Source organism: Rhodococcus sp. MS16, assembly GCF_013277795.1.
Classification (GTDB): Bacteria; Actinomycetota; Actinomycetes; order Mycobacteriales; family Mycobacteriaceae; genus Rhodococcus_F; species Rhodococcus_F globerula.
On sequence record NZ_VBTM01000001.1, the window covers coordinates 982,976 to 1,006,868 of the forward strand.

Sequence of the window (23,893 nt, forward strand, 5' to 3'; positions counted from 1 at the left end):
TCGCTCCATCTATCTAGGTCCTATCGGTTCAGTCGCAACGCGCACCGGGCGCGTTGCGGCGGGCGGAAGGCTCATCGAATTATCCTCGGCCACAGCAAAACCGACGCCGTACAGCTGCGCGATGCTGGACATCCGCAGGTAGGCATCGCTCACGACAAATTCTCGCTGCAACGCACGAGAGTCACCGATCGCCTCGACGACGTACGGCGAGAAGACGGGCTGATTGTCGACCAGCATCGCGCCGCCGGCCTGACGGATCGTCACCGTCGGGCCGATGCGCACGCCGCCCACGGCAACGGCCTCGGCGCCGCCGGCCCACAGTGCGTTGACCACACTCTGTATATCTCTATCGAGTACGACGCTCTTTCCCCCGACGCTGCGTTGCGATGCGTCGGAAAGATTGGGGCGCCCAGCCGGGTCGGTGAGGGTGACGGTGATGCCTTCGCCGTGTACGGCTTCGGCGCCCGCTTCGGATTCGACGCCGCGCAGTTCCCCGAGAATTTGGTTGCCTTCGGTGTCTCCGGCCAATGCGGTGGCTCGGGCGGCGTCGACCTGCTCGGTGAGGGAGTCCCGAGTCGCGTCCAGATCGTCGATCTGATCTTCGGTCGCACGTACCTTCGCAACGAGATCGGAACGGAGATCTTCGGTGCCGGACACCTGCCCAACTGCCGAGACCGCTGAGACTGTCAGGACAAAACCGAGCAGGAGTCCGCCCAGAGCCAGCCACGGCCCGGTTCGGGGCATGGAGTTCTTGCTGTGTTCATGTTCTCGTTCGAGTGCTGCAGCCTCGTATCCGGGATCGAGGTGTTCGGTCATCAGCGACCGGAGCAGTGACGGCACCGGGTTGCGGCGCACGTCCTCCCCCGTTCTTTTCATCGGGGTACAACCTCGTAGGTCCGCGCAATCCGGGCAGCTTTGAGCACGTAGATCACGGCGGTCCACACGTACAGGACTGTTCCCCAGATCAGGAAGGCAAAACCGAAAGCGTGAGTGAATCCGGCGATCGGCCAATCTCCGTGGCCGGCCAGTATCAGCGGCAACGCAAACATCAGCAGGAATGTCGCGGCTTTGCCGAGATAGATGACCTCGGGCGGCGGGAGGCCGCGTCTGCGGTAGATCGGAAGAGTGAGAGCAAGGATCAAGTCCCGGCCGATCAGGATCGCTGCGACCCACCAGGGGATGAAGTCGCGGGCCACAAACGTCACGAGCGTCGTCACGACGTACAAGCGGTCGACCAGTGGATCGAGAACAGCGCCCAATTTCGAGCTCTGATCGAGAATCCGCGCCAGTTTGCCGTCGAGCCAGTCCGTGAATCCGGTGAGCATCAGCAGCGCCAGCGCCCACCCGTCAGAATGTGTCACCAAGAGCAGGTAAGCGAACACCGGGAGCAGCAGCAGGCGAGCCATGCTGAGAATGTTGGGAACCGTCAGAACTCGATCTGTCACGACAAGTTCCTGTTCACCTGATGTCACTGCACACACCTCGTATTGTTCCGCACTCCGCATCGAACTGCCCGCCGTTGCGGCGCCGTGGTGCCAGCTTTCCACAGCACTTGCGACATTTTGCTCATGGCCGCCCCTCGTGCGTGCCCAGGGTCGCTCGCGCCGTGCGGGTGTTGTTACCGCCAGGCGAAGACGGGTTGTTCGAGGTTGTCGATCCGGGTGTGCCGCCCACTGAGAACTTCCCGGAGTTGGTAGACGACGGCACCGGTCGGAGCATGCACGAGGCTGGTTCGAAACGGCCACTGCACCACAGGATTCGGCGACTCCTCGATCGACACGAAACGCGGGTCCACATCGAGTTCGGCTGATGTGACCGCGTACAACGACGCAACCTCGTCCGGGTTGGGTACCAATTTTTCGATCTCGGCGCCCGACCACACGACAAACGGGCGGATCACGAAGCCTGAGCGTGTGACGTAATCGTCGAGGCGGCCGATGATGTCGGACGTCGCGGCGGTCAGCCCCAGTTCTTCGGAGAGTTCGCGCAGGGCGCCTTCTTCGGGTGTTTCACCGGCGTCGACGCTCCCGCCTGGCAGGGCGAATTGACCGGGGTGCGCGCGCATTTTGCTCGGCCGCTTGGTCAGCGGGAACACCGATGTGCCGTCGGCATCTCGCATCAGGGCAAAGACCACAGATGCCAACCTGCGCCCATCGAGGTCGACAGACCGTGGTTCGAAGGTCGAAAAGGCTGATTCGACATGGGCCCGATCCAGTAAATCCGCGTTCACCATTTCTCGACAGTAGCGCGGCCCCGGCAAGATTCAGACACAGGCCAGTTTCCAATTGAGCGTTTTGCGAGAATACCTGCGGAAAACCCTGTCATGCTGACGTAGTGAAGGCATGGTTCGAGCACACGGTCGTCGATACCGGACGGCTGCCGTTGTTCTTCTTGCTGGTCGCGTTTTTACTTACCTTTCTGTTCATCAGATTCAGTGTGCGCATGATCCGCGCCGAAGTGTCGTGGTGGCCGGGCAATGTCACGCCGGGCGGTATGCATATCCATCACATGGTGTTCGGGCTGATGATGATGCTCGTCTCCGGGTTTGCCTTTATCGCATTGGCGGATTTCCACACCCCGGTCGCCAATTGTGTGCTCGCGTCGGTGTTCGGAATCGGTAGCGCCTTGGTTCTCGACGAATATGCGCTGGTTCTGCATTTGCGTGATGTCTATTGGGCCGAAGAAGGTCGGTCGTCGATAGATGCGGTCTTCGTGGCGATCGCCATTTCCTTTCTTTTCTTGTTCGGCGTCCATCCGATCGGGTTTGCCGGCGAGTTCGACCCATACGAGGAAGATCGCAGTATCGCAACCCTCATTGCAATTGTTGTCGCGCTGATACTCCAATTGGCACTCGCGATGATCACACTTCTCAAAGGCAAGTTGTGGACCGGTTTGATCGGATTGTTTTTCCCGCCGCTCCTCATCGTCGGCGCAATCCGCCTGAGCCGCCCGGGTGCGCCGTGGGCCAGATCCCGGTACCGCGACAAGCCGGCGAAGATGTCTCGCGCGGTCGCCCGCGAGCAACGCGTCAGGGAACCACTGATCAAAGCCAAAATTCGATTTCAGGAAAGCGTCTCGGGGAGTTTCGGGGTACCGGAAGCCATCCCTTCAGCAGCAGCTGAACCGACCACGGTGTCGACACCCGAGCCCCCGGCTACGACTCCGAAGTGGCGGCTATCCGACGCACTGCGGTGGCGTCGTACCCGCAGACGGCTTCGCACCGTCCCCGTGTGGCGGTTACCCGTTCTGCTTGTCGTCGCGGCATTCTTCTTGGCCGACACGCTTATCGATCTCGACAGTTCGGTGTTCGACGGCTTCGGTTCTGATTCGCTCGAATACGCCGTGGATCCGGGAGCTACAGCAACTCTGCTGAGCGTGATCGCCGGTGGAATGATCACCCTCACCGGTCTGGTGTTCACTGCGATCACACTGGCCATGCAATTCGGCGCTTCGCAGATATCGGTGCGAGTGGTGCCGATGCTGGCTCAGCAGCGAGTCATGCGATGGTCCATCGGGATGTTTCTCGCGACATTTGTCTACTCGATCATCGTTGCCCTCGATCTTGCTCTCAACACCCAACATTCAGCTCCCCAGATATCCACGTACACGGCGCTGTTTCTTGCGATCATCAGCGCCATTCTGTTTATTGCACTGGTGTCCCGAGTTGGCTCGATTCTCAATTCCAGTCGGCTTCTGCGGTGGATCGCAGCCGAAGGACGAAGCGCAATAATTCGCTCGTACCCGCATTACGACAAGTCGACGCAGGACGCAACTGCTGCACCCGTAGTCGCCAATCCCGCACCGGCCGACGACGAGTCCGCAGACCTCTTGATCGTCCGACTGCGACACCTCTCCCCCAACGGGCGCATACTGCTGGCGATCAACCTGCCGCGACTGGAGCGGTTGGCATCGAAGTGGGGGGTCAGCATCGCAGTCGTGCCCGGCATCGGAGAATTCGTCGCCCAGAACGCGCCGCTGTTCGAAGTCCGTGGCACCTCGATGGCGATCCGTCCGGATTCGCTGATGTCGTGCCTGGTTTTCGGTGACACTCACGGTCCCGTAGTCGGTCCGGCCGCGGCAATCCAATCCATTGTCGATATTGCGCTCAAAGCATTGTCTCCGGCTATCAACGATCCTGGCCGCGCGGTCCAAGCTCTCGACCACATCGAGGATCTGCTCGTTCTGCTGGCACCGCGGGTGCATGCCGACTCCGCGACGTCCACGTTGACCCGAATCCGCGGGCAGCAGAGAACCTGGACGGACTACGTGTCCATCGCGACCGACGAAATTCGGCACTTCAGTACCAATTCCGCCCAGGTGCAGCGCCGCTTGCGCGCCGTGTTCACGACCTTGCTGGCAGCGTGCCCGGTGGATCAGCACGCTCCGCTCCTCGAACGCCTCGACGCCATGGACGCCGAACTGACCCGCGAGTGGACCGGCGAACTGGACATACGCCTGGCCGGTGTCGCCGATCCCCAGGGCCTCGGATCCGAGGCAGGTGCAAGCGGCCGTGTCCATCCTCTGATTGTCGGACAACCAGGAGCGAAGTAATTCAGAGCGCCGAGTTGAACGCCTGAACCTTCAGATCCCGAGACAGGTTGTCGCGCTTCTCGAGCACCAACCGCCGCAACGACGCCGGCGCATCGGCATTGGCGTCGAGCCACCGATCGACCGCAATCAGATCCCCGGACGCCGGGAACAAGCCATTCACCAGGCGCCGCGCAATCTCGATGCTGCGCCCTGACCACCACGTGCGCAACGAGGCAAAATAGTCCGCCGCGTAGCCCTCGATCAGGGACGCGTCGACGCCGGCTTTGAAGCCGCCGATCATGGCATCGAGATGATCGTTCGACAATGTGAAGTCTGTGGTTGCGGCCTGCCAGACGCGTTGCTTGGTCGCTGCGGTGGGCAACGACGCGAGTGCGCGAGCGTATGCGATCCGGCCGGCCGATGTCCCGTCGCTGCGCAACTCGTGGTCGAGGTCACTCGGTTCGGCAAAGCCTGTGGCAGCCAGGGCAATCCACATCGACCACCGAAGATCGGGGTCGAGAGCGAGCCCGATCGGGCCGGGGCTCTCGCCGAGCAGGATGGCACGCAACGCGTCAGCCCGCGAATCGTCGAGCGCCGCCGCGGCGGCACAGGCTCGGGCCCACGCCAACTGACGGCCCGATTCCGGTTCGCTCTCGAACATCGCCTTCCATGCCGTCGCCAACCACCCAGCCGCCGCGCTGGAGCGCAGCTCGCGCGGAACGTAGTGCGCGATTGCGAACTGCGCGTCAGCAGTGATCGAACTGAGAATCGCCAGGTCCGGTTCGGAAGGGCCACTTTGTTCGGCCACCGCGAGGTACCGGAATACCGACAGCTCACCGTCACGTACGGAGTTCCACAGCGAGGACAGAATCAATCCACGCGCGAGTGGATCGACAACACGCTCGAGCGACGATTCGACGGTGGCCAGCGACGCGGCGTCGAGCCGAATCTTTGCGTATGTCAGGTCGTCGTCGTTGAGCACGATCAGTGGTCCCGCGGGAACGTCGATCGGTGTGCGCTCCGCCGAAATGTCGACCTCGACGCGTGCCGTGCGAACCAGGTCGCCGGTATCGCCGTAGTTGTAGACCCCGACTGCCAGACGATGCGGTCGTGGATCAGTTTGCACCAATTCCCCGCCCTCGAACGTCAACGTCGACACTCCCGTTGTCTCGAGCCAGGCACGTGACCAATCGCGCATGTCTCGCCCGGACGTCGCGCTCAGCGCGTCGAGGAAATCGACTAGCCGAGTGTTACCGAAAGCGTTCGCCCGGAAGTACTTCCGTGACGCCTCGAAAAACGCGTCACGCCCGACAAAGGCCACCAGTTGTTTGAGGACACTCGCACCTTTGGCGTAGGTAATGCCGTCGAAGTTCAGCTTCGCAGCTTCCAGATCGACGATGTCGGCGACGATCGGATGCGTGGTCGGCAACTGGTCCTGCACGTACGCCCAGGCTTTTCGCTTGATCGCAAACGCCACCCAGGCGTCGGTGAACCGCGTTGCCTCGACGCTGACAAGCGATCCCATGAAATCGGCGAACGATTCCTTGAGCCACAGATCGTCCCACCACACCATGGTCACGAGGTCGCCGAACCACATGTGTGCCATCTCGTGCAGGATCGTGTTCGCGCGGCGCTGGTACTGCTCGGCAGTGGCTTTGCCGCGAAACACGTAGGACTCTGTGAAGGTGACGAGGCCCGGATTCTCCATTGCGCCGAGGTTGTATTCGGGAACGAATATCTGGTCGTACTTGCCGAACGGATACGGGTAGTCGAAGGCATCGGCATAAAAGTCGAGACCTTGCCGAGTCACCTCGAACACGTCGTCGGCATCGAGGTACTGGGCCAGCGACGCTCGGCACAGAACACCCAGTTCGACGGTGAGGTCGCCGCGACTCCACCCCGAACTCACTCGATGGTACGGACCGGCCGCCACTGCCGTGATGTACGTCGAAATAGGCAGTGTCGGAGCAAAAGTGACGGTCTTGCTGCCGGCGAAATTCGAATCTGTCTGCACGGGAACCTGATTCGACAGCACTTCCCAGGACTGCGGTGCCGTGACCACAAAAGTGAATGGCGCCTTCATGTCCGGCTGCTCGAAGCACGCAAACACCCGACGCGCATCCGCTGGTTCGTATTGTGTGTAGAGGTACGCCTGCCCGTCGGCGTCGTCGACAAATCTGTGCAGACCCTCTCCGGAGCGGCTGTACTCCGCAAGCGAAACAACCTGCACGACGTTCACATCCGACAACCCGTTCAGCGCGATCCGCGCACCGTCGTACTCGACAGCGATGCGACGGCCGTTCACCTCCACCGATTCGACTGCCCTACCGATGAAATCGAGCCACGTAGAATCCACGGTCGATGTCATCTCGATCGTGGTGACGGTCTTGAACGTCGCCACAGCAGGGTCGACCGCCGAGCGGAGGTCCAACTCCACTCGATAACCGGTGACCGATACCGCGGACGATCGGAGAGTGACTTCAGTTCGGTTCAGGTTTGCTGTGCTCACCCGTCTGATCCTGCCAGGCCGGGCGAACATCAGGTCCCCTATCCAGTGAAAGCTCCCTGCCACACGGTGTCGAACGGCGTGTGCGCCGAGACCCGGGCCTCGATACCCGCGGTGACAAACTTCTTTGCCAGTGCCACAGCTTCTCCCACGTCAGCGCCCTTTGCGAGTTCTGCGGTCACCGCAGCGGCAAGGGTGCAACCGGCACCGGAGACGCGCTCCTGGCCAACCTTGGGAGCAGAAAGTACCGTCACGTCGGTTCCGTCGAACAGCACGTCGACGGCGTCGTCGCCGGCCAGTTCCACGCCACCCTTGGCCAGAACGTACTTCGGTCCGAGATCGTGGATACGACGCGCTGCTTCGATCAGTTCGTCGACGCTCGAGATCGCGTCCATTCCGGCCAAGGTGCGCGCCTCGAAGAGATTCGGGGTGACAACAGTTGCGAGGGGCAGGATCGAATCACGAAGTGCCGTATCGGTATCGAGTGCCGCTCCGGGCTCCTGACCCTTGCAGATCAGAACCGGATCGAGAACCACGTGCCGCCACGACTGACGACGCAGCCCCTCCGCAACAACCTCGATGGTCGCGGGAGTTCCCAGCATGCCGATCTTCACGACGTCGAGATCGTGCGCCGACGTTGCTGCCTCGATCTGGTCTGCGATCACCTCGGGTGCGATGGGGACAAAGCGGTGGCCCCAGTTGTTCTTCGGGTCGAAGGACACGATGCACGTCGTGGTGGCGATTCCGTAGACACCGCGGGCCTGGAAGGTCTTGAGGTCGACCTGTAAGCCGGCACCACCGGTGGATTCGGATCCAGCGATGACATAGGCGAGGTCAACCACGGTACAAACTCCTTTTGAGGCTTCGACACCATTCACGGATACCCGCGAACGCCGGAGGTCGAAGTTTATCAACGTTGACCCCGGCGCTTCTCCGCGACTACGTGTCCTGGTTACTCACCCGCTCCACCGGAGGGTACGAATAGGTTTCGTCGAGGATCGCCTCCCCTGGCATATAGAGCCGAAGCACCAGCCTGAATGCTGCATCGGGCGACGGCAGCCAGTTTGCTCGCGCGGTGGCGTCGGTCGGCGCGTCCTTCGAGATGGTGATCCGGAGAGACCCATCTGTTTCGTAGCGGATTCCGGCGGTGCGGTCGCCGATCGAGTACCGGTCTATCGGGTTGTCAACCAGGTAGTAGCGCGGAATGTCGTAGAGCGTGATCGACCAGAATGCGCCGACGGGCGGTTTCTCCGGGAAGTTGATGAGATAGGTGTTCTCGCCGATCAGAGGCGCTCCGGTCACGTCGGTGAAGGCTTGTGCATACACCGCTTCGTAGGCGTGATTTCCCCACAGCCCCAGGCGGCACGCAATCGCCCTTTCGACAATGCGCACCTTCTCGTCCAGGATCTTCCACCGGTCGTCGTCGATCGTTCCGAGGCCGAGGTTGTAGAGGTTGTAGTCGAAGAGATGCAGGCCCACCGTCCATCCGTTGAAGACCGGTGCCTGGCCGTGTTTGGTGGCGTCCTCGAGCTCCGCGACGCCGTCCGCATACCAGGCGCGCAGGTCATCGCTGTCGACATCCGGAGACCACAAACCGGAAAACTGCTCGATCAGGGCAGATTCCGCGGTCGGAGCGGGGAATGCCTGTGACCAGCGGTGTGCCTGCTGCCAGAAGAGCAGATCGTCGGTAAGGTTCACGTCCACCGCGGGTAGACCGTTCACTGTCGCGGCCGGGTCGAGTGACTCGAGTATCAGCAAATCCTGCAGCTTCGTCACGGCGGGAATGTCGCCAGGGCCGGTGCAGGCAAATCGGCCGACTATCGACACAATGTCGGTTGAGGCCTGGACCACCGGATGCTCCGATTCTCCGGTCCAGCCCGGTGGGACGATCAGAAAACTGCCGGCTTCATTGCCCGTAGCCCGCGTGCCGACATACGCGATGTTGTTCGTCCAGGCGTCGACAAATTGGAGTACGTAATAGCGATCCCCGGTTGCGGGCACGTCCAATCGCAGTGGTCCACCCGAAAGGTCAAGCTGCGCCATCGAATAGACGGTGTCGTTGTTGATCGTGACAAACGTGTCCTCTGGCCCTGCAAGTTTGCGGGCATGCGAGAAACTGTTGAACGGTGTTGCAGGATTGGAGCCGACGCCGGTCGTGACATAACGCTCCACCTGTCGGAGGTTCTCCACCAGCGGGTAGTAATAGAAATAAGCAGCGGCCGCGGTCTCTGTCAGTGCACTCACACTCGTGTCCTTCAATCGGGCACTGTAACCAGTGCGGCGAAGACGCTAGTGCGGCCAACGATATCGATAATCGCGACAATGCGTAGAACTACGACAAATCGGGAATCCGTGTCGCCCAGGCGATGTCGTTGTCCTCGTAACCCAGCGGCGGACCCACAAACTCTCCCCCGCACGTGATCAACGCAAGCGTCTCCGGTCCGTCCATTCGGTTCAGGCGCTCGACTGGTAGTTCCCCGTCCTTGCGGTACTCGTCAACCGCATCGATCCGATAGGTCCACTCGTGGCCATCCTCCCCGGTCAACGTCACAACCGACCCCGGAGTCAACGCGGAGAATTTCTTTCCGAAACCGTCACCGGCGTACACGTCATTGATGTGGCCGGTGATCACAACAGTTCCCGTACCCGAACCCGGAAATGCGGAGTCCGCCCACCAGCCGACCTTGCTCACATCCTCCGGAGGAATCAGCGAACCACCCGACGTTGTCTTGATCGCAAGAACCACGGCGGCCTCGCTGCCGATGCGCAACTGAGTCGGTGTTGCCGGATTGTCGACTACCGCCTCCAACGCAGATGGCAGATCCTCCTGCCCGGTCGCGAGAACCCGAACCGGTTGGTCACTGTCGTCCGAACACCCACTGACACACAACAACACCGTCAGCGCCGCTGCGCCGCACAGGCGCCGAAGCGTCTGGCGAGACGATTGCGTCACCGCGAGATCGGCCCGGACGGAACCTGGGAAATCGGAACTCGATTGCCTACATCGCGTCCGGGCAGTTCACCGTTCTGGTTGCCACCGTTGTTTCCGCCATTTTCGCCACCACCGCCGCCGTTTCCGCCACCCTGGTTGCCGCCATTCCCGCCGTCGTCTGGGCAGTCGGTCCCCGGATCGGTTGTATCGCCCGTCAGCACGATCTTGACCGCGGAGAGGTCGACGGATTGATTCTGCGCCACGAGGTTCGGAGTCGACGCATCAAAGGCGAGGGTTGCTCGGACCGGAATCACTCGTCCGTTGTCCGTATGCGTGACTTTCGTTCCGGACATCCCCAGATCCTGGGTCAATGTCATACGTGAGCGGAGTTCTGGGTCGCCGGTGAGTCCCGCGCCGTCGATCCGCAAGGTGCCGCTGACCGGGCTGCCATGCGCGCGGATGGTTACCGAGGCTCGAAACTCGAGAGTGTCGCCTGGGACAGCGCGCCAGGACTCGATGGAATTGATCTTCGTGCCGGGTGTGCCGGTCGAGACGTCGTACCAGCCGTCGACGACGGCTGGATCGAGCGACATGGAGTTGTCATTGATCTCGGGAACGCACGTCTGCGTCAAAACGGGCGCGGCGCCGGCTACTCCCGGCAGCGCCGTAGTGATCAGGGCTGCGGTGGCAAAGATCGCTGCGCACGCACCTGCGGTACCAAAAGTTCTCATTCCCGCTACCCTCACCTACGGTCTGACAATCTGGTCAATTCAGTCAAAATACCAGTACAATCGCATATAACGGCACGATCGGACTGACAAAATATTCTTGTGGTGCCATCGGGCAATTATTCCGCAGCCGATCCCGACATTGGGTACATCGTTTCGGCGCGATTCAAAAGTTACAGTTCACCCGAGTAACCGCCGCGCGGCAATTGTGCTCACGCAGGCCTGATCATCCGCGCGTGTGCATAATCGGCGAGCGGCAGCGGAATGATTGCGGTGTGCAGTGCCGCGTGACGTGTTTGGCGCAACTCGCAAATGTCAAACCTGAGACATGCCACCTCGAGCACAAACGCCGTGATCCGACATGCGCACCGTGTCGAATAGACCCAGCAGACAACCGAAATGGTCGCTCGAGGCGGTGGCTGAATATCTCGGCGCGGACAGCGAGTTACTGCACGAGCAAGGAACCCTGGTTGTTGCCGGCGTCTGTCAGGACTCCCGTCAGGTTCGCCCTGGCGATATTTACGCGGCGCTGCCAGGCACCGAACACCATGGTGGCGAGTTCGTCGCCGAAGCCGCGCAGAGGGGTGCCGTCGCTGTGGTCAGCGATCGACCCACTGAAATATTGCCGGCGTTTGTGGTGAAGAACCCCCGAAAGATCCTCGGCCCTTTGGCCGCTTGGATATACGGCGATCCCTCCACATCGCTCGACGTATACGGCGTTACCGGCACCAACGGCAAGACCAGCACTACGTTCATGCTCGAAGCCGGTCTAGCCGCGGCCGGACTGCGCACCGGCATCATCAGCGGAATCTGCGTTCGGGGACCAGACGGCGTATCGGAAGCGGAGCGAACAACACCTGAAGCGTGCACGTTGCAACGTACGTTGTCCGCTTTCGTCGACAACCACGTCGACGCCGTCGCTATGGAAGCGTCGAGTCATGGTCTTGCACTACACCGAGTCAATGGGACGTTCTTTCGCGTCGCTGCCTTCACGAACCTTTCGCGTGACCATCTGGATTTCCACAAAACTATGGCGTCGTACTTCGACTCGAAGGCGCAGCTTTTCTTACCCGAACGTTGCGCCTGCGCGGCGATCAGTGTCGACGATCTGTACGGCAAAGCCCTCGCTGAACGCGTCACTGTTCCTCGTTTGACCTTCTCATCGCATGGTGCCAGCGCCGATGTCACCGCCACTGACATCGAGGCCGATCAAACGGGAACATCTTTTGTCGCACGCCATGGGAGTTGGGAGAGGAAAATCCGGCTGCGCCTGCTGGGGTGTCACCAAGTTGACAACGCATTGGCGGCAATTGCCGCTCTTCGCATCGGAGGAGTCGATATCGCGGCGGCGCTCGACGGTATCGAAAATCTCGACACCGTCCCTGGGAGATTGGAAAATGTGGAAATAGGACAGAATTTCCTGGCATTCGTCGACTACGTACACAACGCAGGTGCGCAACTCCGCTTGTTTCCGTACCTGCGCTCGTTGTCGAAGGGAAAGATCATTGTCGTCATCGGCGCCACTGGGGGCCGGGACCCCGGCAAACGCGAGCCTTTGGGTCGTACTGCCGGCAGTCATGCCGACGTTGTTGTCGTCACCGACGAAGGTCCGTACCGCGATGACGCAACAGCCCTCAGAAATGACGTGGCCGCGGGGGCGCGACACGCGAATCATGCAGAGGTGCTTATCATTCCGGATCGGAGTGATGCTATACGGACCGCCGTATGCTTGGCAGAAGCAGGCGATATCGTTGTCGTTGCGGGGCGTGGGAACGACCACGTGATGAACTACGACGGTACGGAGATAGTGTTCGACGATCGCCAAGTACTCGAGCGCGCACTCGTCAAGTATGCAAAATAGTTGTCAGCGCACTGTCGTCCATTCGCCCTTCGGATCGGTCAGAACAAGAAGGAAAACGACGCCGCACCGTACGCTACGGCCAACCCTACGAGAATCCATCCGACATACGATCTGATGGACAGTCTGCGAGTGCGATGCCATCGCGGCGACGCTCGTAAGAATGCCCCTACGGCGCCCACCAAGAGCGTCACGCTCGGCAAGAACACCAAAAGGCGTCGATCCTTACGCGAGCAGACCAGCACGTCGGTGTCGAAACACTCGCCCCGCCGAGAACCCAACACCACAAGTGCCACTATCATCACAATCACAACCAGGACGATCGAGACTGCGTAAGTGATTGTCCTCCTGCCGATTTCCCGCTCGGCCCCTGCGGCAAGACCGGGTTGTTCAGTCATCGAGGAAACCCTCCGCTGTATTTCACGCCGACCCATTCAGTATCGCAGTAGCGTTTCGCTCACGCTCGGCGCCCAGAGGCATTCGTGGGCCAATCGACCGCGCCGTCGTGATGATTGATCTGTAACCAGTCATACCTCCCGCCATACTCGCCTTGTCCTGATTTCAAATCGACTCTTGTCATCCAGTCTAAATGTAGCTTATCTACATCAGTGGATGCAGATAATTGACCGTTTGGAGTATAGGATTGCTTCAGTTAAACGGCCGCGTCACACCAGAACGCACAACCCCGAGGAGTCACCGATGCTCTTGCGTCTGCCAGGTGTTTACCCTCCGCAGGAAGATACGTGGCTGCTGGCCGACGCACTGGCCGCAGAGAGACTAGGACGGGACTCACGGGTACTGGATCTCTGCACCGGGACAGGGGCGCTGAGCTTGCGCGCCGCTGCAATCGGAGCCAGATATGTCACCGCCGTCGACATATCTCGTCGCGCAGTCGTCACCACCCAGTTGAATGCCATCCTGCATCGGCATTCGATTCGAGTGATTCAAGGCGATCTGACTACACCCGTTCAAGACCAACGTTTCGACGTAGTCATTTCCAACCCCCCGTACGTTCCTGCGCACGACGACGTCCTACCCACTCGCGGCGTGGAGCGGGCGTGGGACGCGGGCGTAGACGGGCGGGTGCTTCTGGATCGGATATGTACACACGCACCCCGAGTGCTTGCCGAGTCAGGTGTTCTCTTGATCGCGCAGTCTGTGCTCAGCGGGATTGAGAAAACTCAGTCCATGCTGGAAGAACAGGGATTATCTGTGGAAGTCGTGGCTCGCGCGGAGATCCCTTTCGGGCGCGTACTCTCCGCGCGGGCGGCACTGTTCGAGGCCCGCGGCCTCATCGCTCCGGGCCAGCGCACCGAAGAGATCGTTGTCCTTCGGGCCGCGAAACCAAGTCTCGACAAGGAGGTCATGTGAATTCCATGTCCGATACCGAACGCGACATGAGCACGGTCACCGTCACCGTGTGCCCGGACGGACCGATACTTGTTCGTGGTCCTGCAACCCTGATCGATGGCGCGGGCAATCCGATCGAACGAAAACGGGCAACGGTCGCGCTGTGCCGATGCGGTGGTACGAGTATCTCTCCGTTCTGCGACGGCACACACAAGAAAAGGAAGTCCATCCATCGTGACCAGCGCTGAATGTGGACGTGATGTGGCAAAGCCATGTGAGCCCTCGGCGCGGCCTAGTCGACCAGAGGACGTGAGGTTCGAGAGTTGTAGCGAGCCATCATGATTCGCAGTGGGCCTGCAGAGGAAACCGGAACCAACTCGCCGGTCAGACTCGAACTCCAGTTTGTTCGCTCAACTGTGCAACCCTCGCCGCCAGAATTGAATTCTCGGCCTCGAGCGACAGTATTAACCGGATGCCGACCAAGTTGACACCGTCGTCGATCAGCGCAGTGATACGGGCCAGCGTCTCCAGATCCGATTCGCTGTATCGGCGGGTTCCGCCTCCGGTGCGGGTCGGTGTCAACAACCCTCGTCGCTCATACAATCTCAACGTTTGCGGCCCGACTCCGGAAAGTTCGGCCATCACCGAAATTCCGTAAACGCCTCGAAGCGCGCGCGCCTGGGTCTCTGACGTCACGGTATACCTCCTAGGCGTCTTCATTGACCGTGCAACCTTAACATTCTCTGCATTTCAATCTAACGTCGCCAGCACAGATTTCATGAGTCCAGCAGTGTGCAATGCGAGCGCGCATTCGTCCCGTCAATTTTCCACCTCAGCTGTTGCCAATTATCTGCAGCTGCTGGTATAGATTTTGAGGGAAGGCGATGGGCGCAACCGTCGAATGAACAGACATATCTGAATGAACAGGCAGATCTAGTGTCACATCTGCAGAACGACGCCTCAGGCAGTGTTAACCACGCAACTCCAGGAGGCCCAATGACCAATCACGAGGGAAACCGGACCAAGGCTTATCCGAGAGTGTCGAGAGAGCCTGCGTTGATCGGGTTTCGAAACACGGACACCAACTCCAAACCGACCTGCCTGACACTGTAACGTGGTCCGAAGATGGGCGGTGCGATAAGCGCAGTGCTACAAGCAAACTGAACAGCACTAGTTATTTTGCTGTCCAGTCCAGAGAAGTGTCGTCCAGATCCTGAAGTTTCTGCTTGATTTCCTGCATGCTCGGCGCGTGACCGCACATTTCCTCGCGGCACCATTTACCTCTGTGAACATTCGTGTACGGACACGTCCCAAATGGCGTGAAACAAGACGCCGCAACACGAGACTCTGTCGATAGACACAGCGCCGAGAATGCTCGGGAACCACCCATCAGTCGCACGAATATCCTTGTAACTTATTGCGACGGAAAGGGATACATAGGTTGCATGCTCAGCAAACGACCGGAACACCCACGACTGTGCAGCACATGCTGGAGACACCATGACGACCGACAAAGATATCGCTACCGAGACAGTTGATCTACCCAGGTGGCGGGATCGAAAACGGTATTGGTGGCCCGTGGCCTTGTTGATCCCACTGAGCCCATTCCTGTCCTGGTTGCTCGTCGATCGTCTGAGCTTGGGATTGTTCTGGGCGACCGGGGCATGGATTCTGGTACTGATCATTCCGATCATCGACTTGATTTCAGGTAGAGACGGCCAGAGCCCGCCGGATCATGCAATTCCGCCGCTGCAAAAGGATCGCTATTATCGTTGGTGCACCTACCTTTTCGTGCCACTACAGTATGCCGGGTTGATGTTTGCGTGCTGGTGCTGGGTGAACGCCCCCATGGCGATGGGTGAGAAGATCGCCCTCTCCATGACAGTCGGAGTCGTAGCCGGCGTAGGAATCAATGCCGCACACGAGCTCGGACACAAAAGCGAAGCCGTCGAGCGATGGTTGGCAAAAATTGTTCTCGCACAATCGTTCTACGGGCATTTCTTCGTCGAACACAATCACGGGCACCATGTCCGAGTGGCAACACCGGACGATCCAGCCAGCGCTCGGTTCGGCGAATCATTCTGGATGTTTTTGTCACGCAGTGTAATCGGCGGATTGAAATCGAGTTGGGCGATCGAAACAGCGCGTGCGCGCCGACGCGGAAAACTCAGCTGGGGTGCGCAGAACAGCATCGTTCAGACATGGGTGATGAGCATCGTCTTATTCGGTGGACTGATCGCAGTGTTCGGCTGGCAGATCGCCCCTTGGCTGGCACTCCAAGCGATCGCCGGGATTTCATTTTTGGAGGCGGCAAATTACATCGAACACTACGGACTGCTACGCAAGCGCAGATCCGACGGCAGTTTTACGAAAGTCCGACCGGAGGACAGTTGGAACAGTGATCACATCGTCAGCAATGTGTTCCTCTATCAACTTCAACGTCACAGCGATCATCACGCCAACCCACGCCTGAGATACCAATCATTGCGAAGTAGCCCGACGGCACCGCAACTGCCGGCGGGATACGCGGTAATGATCGTCTGCGCTTGGATACCCCCGTTGTGGAGGTGGCTCATGGATCGCCGTGTTCTCGCCTACTACGACGGTGATCTCACCCTCGTCAACACGAAAGCGACTTCACGATGAACGCGCACACCGGTGAGGAAAGGCAGGGCTCCACTCCCCCTGCAGGAACGACGGACCGCAGTAAAATACCGCCCGCCCCGGAGATCATCGCAGCGGTGGAATTCCTCCGCACGCAACCTGACGCAGCAAGCATCCGGCGCCGATATCTTGAACTGATAACACCAGGCAACGAGCGTGACGGCACCACCATCGACTACACCGCCGCTGAGCGCTACCTCCTCGCGACCGCTGCACGATACAAACGACAAGTACGCCTCGGTTCCCCCGCAGAGCAGGATTCCGGAGAGCAAGGTTTCACGAAGCAGGACGACACCGACGGAAGATGATTCACAGCATTTCAACCGTCGAGATCCGGGAAGCGTCGAGCCGCAAAAAGCTTCTGACGACGGGAAAGTAGGATCTAGTACCGTTCGATGCAGGTAGGACTTAACAGCAGACCCCGAGGTGCACAAACGATGTCTTGGCCAGACAATGCCCTGACAGAACCCGCAGCTGTTTTTGCGGCGTTGGCCCAGATTCTTTACTCCGCGACAGACGATGCCGACGTGTACAACGCGATCTGTTCCGCCGCGGTCGAATTGATTCCCGGTTGTGATCATGCCAGTTTGATGCTGCGCCGTGGGAACACCACCGTCACCGTCGCTGCGAGTGATGAGATGGCCGCTTTTGCAGATGATTTGGAGCGCGCCACCGGAGAAGGTCCGTGCCTTGACGCTCTCGAAACCGAAACACCACAGCTCGAGTCGGATCTGCGCACTCCGAACCAGTGGCCTGAATTTGCGCGGCAAGCTCTCTCGAAGACTCCGATCCGTGGAAGCATGGGGTTCCGCCTACTCGTCGACCGACGCAAAATCGGTGCTCTCAACCTCTTCTCCGATACACCGGGAGCGTTCACGGAGGACATAGCCGACGTGGCTATTGTTCTCGTCTCCTTCGCGTCTGTGGCAGTCACTGCGTTGTCGCGAGGAGAGGATGCCGAATCGCTGCGGCGAGGTCTGACCGGTAGCCGTGAGATCGGCCAGGCCGTCGGTTTGCTGATGGGATTACACGGGGTATCGAGCGACGCAGCATTCGAGATTCTGCAGAGGACTTCGCAGAACATGAATGTCAAGGTCGCAGACCTCGCTCGCGACGTCATCGTCCGGCATCGATCTACTCTCGACTGACCGGCTCGCTGCCTCCTGAGAAAGTTGGCGCGAGACGGTTGCCTGGCAGCCGGCAGCATCATGTCTGGCCCGCTGGGATAGGATCTGTTTCAGTTCTTCGTCAAGCATCGGCAACGGACGTTTAATTCCCATGCCGTGCTGCCCTGCAACGGCCACCTCGAACAGGTAGGTCAATCATTCCCCTTACGTCGAAGCACTCGGAAACATATAACGACGCATTGATCGCACTGGCCGCTGCAACCCAGCGTCCGGCCAATGTTGTCAACCTCGCCGGCGATTACGCCATCCGTGTCGATCTCGAGTACAGCCGCTACGTACTGGCCACCAACACTGCCGAGGGTCTGTCGGACGAAACCTATCCCGCCGGCTCGTGGTTGGTTCGTATCTTCCAATCTCAAATCGGCGGCCTCCCAGACGAACTACTCGCCGACGCCACCGATGAATGGCTTATCGACGCATTCGATTCCGTTCTCAGGCGCCTCGAAGCCGACGGAAAGAAGATCTTCGCGGACGCGGACTTCGGAGACGTCAGCCTCCTGAAGCCGGCAACACACGTGATATCGGTGCACTCACAGATCACCCCGGCCCCTCGGCTGCGTTGCACGACTGAGGGATCTGCTCTGCAGGAATAAGTCTCACTCGATCGAATACGAACCAGATCGAAACTGTGTCGCTACAGCCGTTGCTCCGAACCACGCGCTTTGCCGCATTCCAGCAATGTGGATGTCAGCCGAGCGCTTCCCCCACCAAGAACGCGACCTTCTGCCGTTCCACATCCACGTCGAAGTCGGCGTCGCGGGCGGCGATGCGCGCGATCAGCTCCGTCACCGCAGCGTGGATCGTCTGTCGCAAGAATCCGCGTGGGTCGGAATCTCCCAGGACGTCGGCACTGTTCATCTGGATCTGCGCAGTGATCGTGCGCCGCGCCAGAAAAACATGCGGGGACCGGACACCGGTCGGATCAGTCACCGTCGTGATGTCGCCACCGACGATGACAAACAGGTCGAAGTCGTACTGGAACTCCACGTTCCGCAGCTGCCACTTGATCCGACTCAACTCTTCGAAGTAGGTCAGCGGTATCGACGGGCCGCCGAACACCGATCTGAACCTGAGCCGATGCGTCATCCGGCCACACCGATCGAAGGCTCACTCACGGTTCGCTCCGACGGGGCGCGGGTCGACAGCACCGTCCGGCGTGGCGACCTCCCAGTACAGGTTGGATGGCCCGACCAAGATGAGTGGGTCGACCCACTCGGCAACGACCTCGACGATGACGTCCTCGAGTTCCTCTCGTGACCAAATCCGCGGCCGGACCGGAACCGCAGGCTCCCAGCCGTCCTCACCCCAGATGACGCCGAACAGTTCCCGCTCATCACCGAGCTGCCTATCCAACGTGAACGCATCAGGGCCGTCGAATCGCGCCCAGACATCGAACGTGCCGTGCGCGTCCTGGTCGACGAATACCTCGATGATCACGCCGTCAATGCGGGCAGACGCTGTGTTGCGTATCGTTTCGAGCCGAGCGGCCACTACCGGCGACGCGGTGTCGAGGACGGCTCTCAGCGCGTCGCGGTATTCAGTTGCTTCCACGGACTCAGCATATCCGTGCCGTTCCCGGAGCAGTTCACCCTCGGAGCAACAGCATGCCCCTACAGCAGGAGAACACTAAATCTATTGATCGGCAACGGATCTCGCGAGATCGTGTCAAGATGTCCGATCACGGTCCCTCTCCACAATCCAGGCTGCAACCTGCGCCCGCGAGGTGAACCCCAGTTTTGTCAGTATGTGCTCCACATGCCCCTGGGCGGTGCGCGGTGAGATCACCAGCCGATCGGCGATGGCCTGGTTTGTCAGGCCCTGCGCGATGAGATCGGCGACTTGGCGTTCCCGCTTGGTCAGTCGCGTCGAGGCGTCCATGCCGGATCCGGCTGCGTCGGAGAGCCGTTCGTGGAGGGCGTAGGAAATTGCAGCTTCGAGTCCGAAGCCTTGCCCCTTTCGGAAAGCCGCCGCGAATGCTTTGTCTCCGAGCTTCTGACGCGCCTTCTGATCGCATTCCTGGTGATAGACAAGTAAGTTGGAATGAATAATCGCGGTGCTGCCCATTGCGTGCGCCAACCCATCCGCCGCTCCCATCAACACTGCGGCTCTGGTGGCGTCGCGCCGCCCGCACTCGATCCAGGCCATCGTCTCGAGGCAAGCTGCTGCGACGCGTGGGTGGTGTACCAGGCGGGCCAACTTCAGCGATTGCTCGAGTAGCCGCATCGCACGATCGGTATCGCCTTTTCGCCACACGGCGATGCCGAGGGCCCACAACGAGAGCGACCGATACATCTTCTCGCCATAGTGGTCCGTGATCGAGAGGACACGCTCGAGACATTCGATTGCCCTGTCCATCTGGCCGCTCAATCCATAGGCCAACCCCAACGAATACAACGCACCTACCTCGAGCGTCCGATCGCCGTGACGGCTGAATCCGGCGGCGGCGGCTTCGAGAAGCGAGGAAGCGCGCCTGGGGTCACCACTGTAAAGAGCATGCATTCCGTCGGCGAAGTCAACGAGTGGGCGCATCATCGGGTCACGCGTGTGAGCGGTGAGACTCCGTGCCTCCTCGACGCGGCCCGCCCCGGCCCTGAGGTCACCTTGAATACTCGCCATCAGCGTGGCGAAGTAAAGACCCTTGGCCCAGTCGAGGGTGAATTGGCCGCTCTGACGGGCAAGCAAGTGGTCGATCCAGTGCCGGCACTCGTTGTACAGGCCTTGGGAGCTCCAGAAGAAGGACAACGCGACAGCGGTTCGCAGGCCGGCGACGGGATCGTCGACGACGCTGAATTCGAGGGCTTCCCGCAGGTTCGGTTGCTCGCGCTTCAGACGCGCGATCCAGTCGAGTTGGCGGTCGCTGACCCACTCGGCCTCCGCGTCGAGCGCCAACCGTTCGTACCAGTCCCGGTGCCGGCGGCGCAGTTCCGTTAGAACGCCGGACTGCTCGAGCTTCTCGTAGCCGTACTCGCGCAACGTCTCGAGCATCCGGAACCGCACCACCGACCCATGTTCCTCGCGAATCAGAATCGACTTATCGACCAATGACGTCAACGTGTCGAGAAGCGCGCCCGGATACTGGTCCGCGCTGCACACCTGCTCCGCAGCATCGAGTTCGAAACTACCCGCGAATACCGCCAACCGACCCCACACCAGTTGCTCACTGGCAGTACATAACTCGAAGCTCCAGTCGATACAGAGCCGCAACGTCTGCTGCCGCGACGGGGCGCCCCGGATACCTCGAGTCAGCAGCGCGTATCGATCAGTCAATCGCTCGAGAATCTGCTCGAGCGACATCGCCCGCAATCGCGCCGCCGCCAGCTCGATCGGCAACGGCAGCCCGTCGAGCCTGCGGCAGATCCCGGCCACCGTCTCCGCGTTCTCCTCGGTGAGCACAAATCCCGGAACTGCCGACGCGGCGCGCTCGCCGAACAACGACACTGCATCGTATTTAGACAATCCCCGGAGCGACGGCTTCCGCTCGGGCTCAGGGACGCCAAGCGGCGGAACCCGCAGCACCGCCTCCCCACCGATGTCGAGGGGTTCGCGGCTGGTAGCCAGAATCCGTAGCGACGGACAGACGCGCACCAGGGTCGCGGCCAATTCAGCGACGGCATCGACCAGCTGTTCACAGTTATCCAGAACCAGCAGCAATTCCCGCGGTTCGAGAAACTCGATCAGCATCTCCGGTACCGGTCTCGCCGACTGGCCCCGCAGTCCCAGCACACCAGCCACTGTTTCGATCAGCAACGACTCGTCACGCAGCTCGCCCAACTCGACGAGCCGGACGCCATCGTCAAATTCGCTGTGCATCCCCGCCGCGAGCCGCATCGCCAGCCGCGTCTTTCCGACCCCGCCGATCCCGGTCAACGTCACCAACGGGCCAGCGGCGAGCAGGTTCTTCGCTTCGGTCAGCTCGCGTCGGCGGCCCACAAAGCTGGTCAGTTCCAGCGGAAGCTCCCCCGTCGTGCTCGGAGTAAAGGCACCTGAACGTCGCAGTCGACCTTCAGGGCCAGGTCGCCAGCCGCCGCCCGGTTCGCCGGGTTCGCCGGGTTCGGCACGTAGGGACATCTCGTCGACCGGGAAATCGTAGTGCCGTTGCATTTGCCGCAGTTGCTCGCCGAACTCCGCGGCAGTGACTGGGCGCGCGCCGGGCGTCCGCGACATCGCGCGAGAGATTACTTCGGCCACGTCGTCGGGGATCCCATGGTCACGCAAGTCGGGTACCGCTTGCTTGGTGATCCGCAGAAACTGCGCGACAACTTGCTCACCGCTACGACGCTCGAACGGGGCGTGACCGGTGAGAGCGCTGAACAGGACAGCGCCAAGACCGTAAATATCGGCCGCTGGACTCGACGGATCTCCCCCCAGCACCTCCGGCGCCGTATATGCCGGCGACCCGGTGACGACCCCGGTGGCAGTCTCGAAACCACCGGTGATATGCGCGATACCGAAGTCGGCCAACTCCGGTTCGCCGTACTCGGTGAGCAGGATGTTGGCGGGTTTGATGTCTCGGTGCAGGATGCCGAGCCTGTGCGCCGACTCCACCGCGCCCGCCATCTTCACCCCCAGGCGGAACGCCTGATCCAACGGCAGCGGACCGTCGCGTCGAATCCGAGCATCGAGGGAATCCCGCGGGTGATACGGCATCACGATGAACGGACAGCCACTGTCGGTGGCGCCGACCTGCAAAATGTTGACGATGTTCGGGTGTCCGGTCAACCGGCCCATCGCTTGCTGTTCCCGGAAGAAGCGAGACCTGTTCTCCTCGTCGAGATCAACCGTGAGCACCTTCACCGCAACCGGGCGATCCAAATCTGCCTGCATGCAGCGGTAGACGACGCCGAATCCGCCGCGGCCGATCTCCTGGACATCGTCGAAGCCGGCACTTCCCAGTTCCACGGCCGACGGCGGCGGGTAACGCTGAGTGCCGAGCGAATCACCTTCACCCATCGGACGGCCTACTCACTCCGTCGGCACCTAACTCCTGGCCACTGGTCCCGACGGCACGACCAGCGCCCTTCAACCCTATCCCTCACCAGTCGTAGAGGATCGTCATCACTGCCGCAATCTGATTCAATGGAAAGATGTGCAGGTGGCTGGCATATTCAGGTGAACCGATCCTTGCGCATGACCTCTTGTTCCGGCCGAAGCACTCGCTAATCGACCAGAGCCTGCATTCCCGTCTCGGTGCGACGACAACCAATGGCGACGGCTTCGGAATCGGTTGGTACGGGGAGGGCAGCGAGCCTGCCCTGTTCAAGAGCATTGAACCCGCGTGGAACGACTCGAACCTCCGCGAGGTCACCAGCCAATTGCGCACTCCGTTGCTCTTCGCTCACGTCCGCGCATCAACCGGTACTCCGGTGCAGCGCAGCAACTGTCACCCATTTCGGCACGGGAATTGGATGTGGATGCACAACGGTTCCCTGCACGGGTTTCATGAGATCAAACGCGAATTGGTGACCGCCATCGATCCATCGCTCTTCCCCGACTTGGAGGGCTCCACGGACTCGGAAACTCTGTTCTTTCTCGCGCTCACCTTCGGCTTGACCGATGATCCGTTCGACGGGGTTGCCAGAGCGGTCGGGTTTGTCGAGCAGACAGCCCGCGCCCACGGAATCGACAATCCAGTACAGATGACGGTCGCTACGACGGACGGAACATCAACCTGGATCTTCCGCTATTCGACTGAAAGACAATCAAGGTCGCTCTTCTTCTCCACCGAGATCTCCACGCTGCGGAAACTCCATCCCGAAGTGGAAGCATTGCACCACCTTGGTGAAGAAGCACGAATCGTCGTTTCCGAACCACTGCGCGACCTTCCGGGAGCGTGGAACGAGGTGCCGGAATCTGCTGCGGGTGTGGTTCAAGCGGGACGGGACGAAATGCGGGAGTTCGAGCCAATCCCTACGTGAGTGTCGGTTCGACATCGACATCCACTCAGACAAACAAAAAATGCGGTTCCGGATTTCTCCGGAACCGCATTTTTGTTCTTCGGTCGGGCTGACAGGATTTGAACCTGCGACCACTTGACCCCCAGTCAAGTGCGCTACCAAGCTGCGCCACAGCCCGTCCGCGCCCTTGTTTCGGGCGCTTGGAAAGATTACATCAGAGACGGGCTGAAGTACCAATCGGCAG

General features: G+C 60.4%; 22 protein-coding genes and 1 tRNA gene. 9 read left to right on the forward strand and 14 right to left on the reverse strand.

The genetic code is table 11. The features are described from left to right. Nucleotides 1-9: 9 nt before the first annotated feature. The 3 genes from FEZ60_RS04460 to FEZ60_RS04470 all read right to left on the reverse strand — a co-directional run bounded on the left by FEZ60_RS04460 (nt 10) and on the right by FEZ60_RS04470 (nt 2,233). Nucleotides 10-876 (reverse strand): DUF881 domain-containing protein, encoded by an 867-nt coding sequence (locus FEZ60_RS04460; protein ID WP_045067855.1) that lies wholly within the window; start codon nt 874-876, stop codon nt 10-12. Then, on the reverse strand, nt 873-1,472 hold the full coding sequence (locus tag FEZ60_RS04465) for a CDP-alcohol phosphatidyltransferase family protein (RefSeq protein ID WP_033232180.1): 600 nt from the start codon (nt 1,470-1,472) through the stop codon (nt 873-875). Before FEZ60_RS04465 ends, FEZ60_RS04460 begins: the two co-directional genes overlap by 4 nt. 146 nt (nt 1,473-1,618) lie before the next feature. Next, on the reverse strand, nt 1,619-2,233 hold the full coding sequence (locus FEZ60_RS04470) for a CoA pyrophosphatase (protein ID WP_033231907.1): 615 nt from the start codon (nt 2,231-2,233) through the stop codon (nt 1,619-1,621). Between the two features lie 101 nt (nt 2,234-2,334). On the opposite strand from FEZ60_RS04470, the gene FEZ60_RS04475 reads away from it, so the two are divergent. Beyond that, nucleotides 2,335-4,551: a DUF2254 family protein gene (locus FEZ60_RS04475; RefSeq protein WP_172935584.1), complete on the forward strand. Its 2,217-nt coding sequence runs from the start codon at nt 2,335-2,337 to the stop codon at nt 4,549-4,551. Between the two features lies 1 nt (nt 4,552). Here the strand turns inward: FEZ60_RS04475 and pepN are convergent, their stop codons facing one another. The 5 genes from pepN to FEZ60_RS04500 form a co-directional block, all read right to left on the reverse strand. Next, nucleotides 4,553-7,039 (reverse strand): aminopeptidase N, encoded by a 2,487-nt coding sequence (pepN, locus tag FEZ60_RS04480; RefSeq protein WP_045067857.1) that lies wholly within the window; start codon nt 7,037-7,039, stop codon nt 4,553-4,555. A 38-nt stretch (nt 7,040-7,077) separates the two neighbouring features. After that, entirely contained in the window at nt 7,078-7,878 is an 801-nt protein-coding gene (gene thiD, locus FEZ60_RS04485) for a bifunctional hydroxymethylpyrimidine kinase/phosphomethylpyrimidine kinase (RefSeq protein WP_033231904.1), read from the reverse strand. A 97-nt stretch (nt 7,879-7,975) separates the two neighbouring features. Beyond that, nucleotides 7,976-9,280 carry a DUF1254 domain-containing protein gene (locus tag FEZ60_RS04490; RefSeq protein WP_172935585.1) on the reverse strand — a complete coding sequence of 435 codons (1,305 nt, stop codon included), beginning with the start codon at nt 9,278-9,280 and terminating at the stop codon, nt 7,976-7,978. A gap of 88 nt (nt 9,281-9,368) precedes the next feature. Continuing rightward, the gene (locus tag FEZ60_RS04495) at nt 9,369-9,989 is read right to left on the reverse strand and encodes a class F sortase (protein ID WP_239654742.1); all 621 of its coding nucleotides are present in this window, start codon (nt 9,987-9,989) and stop codon (nt 9,369-9,371) included. Beyond that, entirely contained in the window at nt 9,986-10,699 is a 714-nt protein-coding gene (locus FEZ60_RS04500) for a hypothetical protein (protein WP_045067859.1), read from the reverse strand. The genes FEZ60_RS04495 and FEZ60_RS04500 overlap by 4 nt, the downstream gene beginning before the upstream one ends. 412 nt (nt 10,700-11,111) lie before the next feature. Between FEZ60_RS04500 and FEZ60_RS04505 the strand changes: the two genes are divergently transcribed. Continuing rightward, the gene (locus FEZ60_RS04505) at nt 11,112-12,557 is read left to right on the forward strand and encodes a UDP-N-acetylmuramoyl-L-alanyl-D-glutamate--2,6-diaminopimelate ligase (RefSeq protein ID WP_346343324.1); all 1,446 of its coding nucleotides are present in this window, start codon (nt 11,112-11,114) and stop codon (nt 12,555-12,557) included. 38 nt (nt 12,558-12,595) lie between these two features. Here FEZ60_RS04505 and FEZ60_RS04510 read toward each other — a convergent pair whose 3' ends face one another. After that, nucleotides 12,596-12,952 carry a hypothetical protein gene (locus FEZ60_RS04510; RefSeq protein ID WP_033231900.1) on the reverse strand — a complete coding sequence of 119 codons (357 nt, stop codon included), beginning with the start codon at nt 12,950-12,952 and terminating at the stop codon, nt 12,596-12,598. Between the two features lie 301 nt (nt 12,953-13,253). Here FEZ60_RS04510 and FEZ60_RS04515 point away from each other — a divergent pair, with 301 nt between their 5' ends. Beyond that, nucleotides 13,254-13,925, forward strand: a complete 672-nt coding sequence (locus FEZ60_RS04515) for a HemK2/MTQ2 family protein methyltransferase (RefSeq protein WP_172935587.1) — start codon at nt 13,254-13,256, stop codon at nt 13,923-13,925. A gap of 5 nt (nt 13,926-13,930) precedes the next feature. Beyond that, a complete protein-coding gene (locus FEZ60_RS04520) occupies nt 13,931-14,152 on the forward strand; it encodes a CDGSH iron-sulfur domain-containing protein (protein WP_172935588.1) in 222 nt (73 codons plus the stop codon). Nucleotides 14,153-14,288: 136 nt separating this feature from the next. Here the strand turns inward: FEZ60_RS04520 and FEZ60_RS04525 are convergent, their stop codons facing one another. Next, nucleotides 14,289-14,600: a MerR family transcriptional regulator gene (locus tag FEZ60_RS04525; RefSeq protein WP_033231898.1), complete on the reverse strand. Its 312-nt coding sequence runs from the start codon at nt 14,598-14,600 to the stop codon at nt 14,289-14,291. Between the two features lie 804 nt (nt 14,601-15,404). On the opposite strand from FEZ60_RS04525, the gene FEZ60_RS04530 reads away from it, so the two are divergent. The 4 genes from FEZ60_RS04530 (at nt 15,405) to FEZ60_RS04545 (ending at nt 18,348) form a co-directional block, all read left to right on the forward strand. Beyond that, nucleotides 15,405-16,550, forward strand: a complete 1,146-nt coding sequence (locus tag FEZ60_RS04530; protein ID WP_172935589.1) for an alkane 1-monooxygenase — start codon at nt 15,405-15,407, stop codon at nt 16,548-16,550. Beyond that, nucleotides 16,547-16,876: a hypothetical protein gene (locus FEZ60_RS04535; protein WP_116103422.1), complete on the forward strand. Its 330-nt coding sequence runs from the start codon at nt 16,547-16,549 to the stop codon at nt 16,874-16,876. Before FEZ60_RS04530 ends, FEZ60_RS04535 begins: the two co-directional genes overlap by 4 nt. 129 nt (nt 16,877-17,005) lie before the next feature. Beyond that, on the forward strand, nt 17,006-17,716 hold the full coding sequence (locus FEZ60_RS04540) for a GAF and ANTAR domain-containing protein (protein WP_033231897.1): 711 nt from the start codon (nt 17,006-17,008) through the stop codon (nt 17,714-17,716). A 218-nt stretch (nt 17,717-17,934) separates the two neighbouring features. Next, nucleotides 17,935-18,348: a hypothetical protein gene (locus tag FEZ60_RS04545; RefSeq protein WP_242484381.1), complete on the forward strand. Its 414-nt coding sequence runs from the start codon at nt 17,935-17,937 to the stop codon at nt 18,346-18,348. 94 nt (nt 18,349-18,442) lie between these two features. Here the strand turns inward: FEZ60_RS04545 and FEZ60_RS04550 are convergent, their stop codons facing one another. The 3 genes from FEZ60_RS04550 to FEZ60_RS04560 all read right to left on the reverse strand — a co-directional run bounded on the left by FEZ60_RS04550 (nt 18,443) and on the right by FEZ60_RS04560 (nt 22,705). Then, nucleotides 18,443-18,841, reverse strand: a complete 399-nt coding sequence (locus tag FEZ60_RS04550) for a hypothetical protein (protein ID WP_172935590.1) — start codon at nt 18,839-18,841, stop codon at nt 18,443-18,445. A 21-nt stretch (nt 18,842-18,862) separates the two neighbouring features. After that, a complete protein-coding gene (locus FEZ60_RS04555; protein ID WP_172935591.1) occupies nt 18,863-19,306 on the reverse strand; it encodes a DUF6389 family protein in 444 nt (147 codons plus the stop codon). A gap of 114 nt (nt 19,307-19,420) precedes the next feature. After that, the gene (locus FEZ60_RS04560; protein WP_172935592.1) at nt 19,421-22,705 is read right to left on the reverse strand and encodes a protein kinase; all 3,285 of its coding nucleotides are present in this window, start codon (nt 22,703-22,705) and stop codon (nt 19,421-19,423) included. Nucleotides 22,706-22,839: 134 nt separating this feature from the next. Here FEZ60_RS04560 and FEZ60_RS04565 point away from each other — a divergent pair, with 134 nt between their 5' ends. Next, nucleotides 22,840-23,670 carry a class II glutamine amidotransferase gene (locus tag FEZ60_RS04565; protein ID WP_172935593.1) on the forward strand — a complete coding sequence of 277 codons (831 nt, stop codon included), beginning with the start codon at nt 22,840-22,842 and terminating at the stop codon, nt 23,668-23,670. A gap of 83 nt (nt 23,671-23,753) precedes the next feature. Here the strand turns inward: FEZ60_RS04565 and FEZ60_RS04570 are convergent. Further along, nucleotides 23,754-23,827: transfer RNA gene (locus FEZ60_RS04570), tRNA-Pro, on the reverse strand. Nucleotides 23,828-23,893 lie beyond the last annotated feature (66 nt).

Bases quoted from the DNA above. Each gene is read 5' to 3' on its own strand.
- FEZ60_RS04460 (WP_045067855.1), bottom strand. From the start codon at position 876: ATGAAAAGAACGGGGGAGGACGTGCGCCGCAACCCGGTGCCGTCACTG.
- FEZ60_RS04470 (WP_033231907.1), bottom strand. From the start codon at position 2,233: ATGGTGAACGCGGATTTACTGGATCGGGCCCATGTCGAATCAGCCTTT.
- FEZ60_RS04500 (WP_045067859.1), bottom strand. From the start codon at position 10,699: ATGAGAACTTTTGGTACCGCAGGTGCGTGCGCAGCGATCTTTGCCACC.
- FEZ60_RS04510 (WP_033231900.1), bottom strand. From the start codon at position 12,952: ATGACTGAACAACCCGGTCTTGCCGCAGGGGCCGAGCGGGAAATCGGC.
- FEZ60_RS04515 (WP_172935587.1), top strand. From the start codon at position 13,254: ATGCTCTTGCGTCTGCCAGGTGTTTACCCTCCGCAGGAAGATACGTGG.
- FEZ60_RS04520 (WP_172935588.1), top strand. From the start codon at position 13,931: ATGTCCGATACCGAACGCGACATGAGCACGGTCACCGTCACCGTGTGC.
- FEZ60_RS04530 (WP_172935589.1), top strand. From the start codon at position 15,405: ATGACGACCGACAAAGATATCGCTACCGAGACAGTTGATCTACCCAGG.
- FEZ60_RS04535 (WP_116103422.1), top strand. From the start codon at position 16,547: ATGAACGCGCACACCGGTGAGGAAAGGCAGGGCTCCACTCCCCCTGCA.
- FEZ60_RS04540 (WP_033231897.1), top strand. From the start codon at position 17,006: ATGTCTTGGCCAGACAATGCCCTGACAGAACCCGCAGCTGTTTTTGCG.
- FEZ60_RS04550 (WP_172935590.1), bottom strand. From the start codon at position 18,841: ATGACGCATCGGCTCAGGTTCAGATCGGTGTTCGGCGGCCCGTCGATA.
- FEZ60_RS04560 (WP_172935592.1), bottom strand. From the start codon at position 22,705: ATGGGTGAAGGTGATTCGCTCGGCACTCAGCGTTACCCGCCGCCGTCG.
- FEZ60_RS04565 (WP_172935593.1), top strand. From the start codon at position 22,840: ATGTGCAGGTGGCTGGCATATTCAGGTGAACCGATCCTTGCGCATGAC.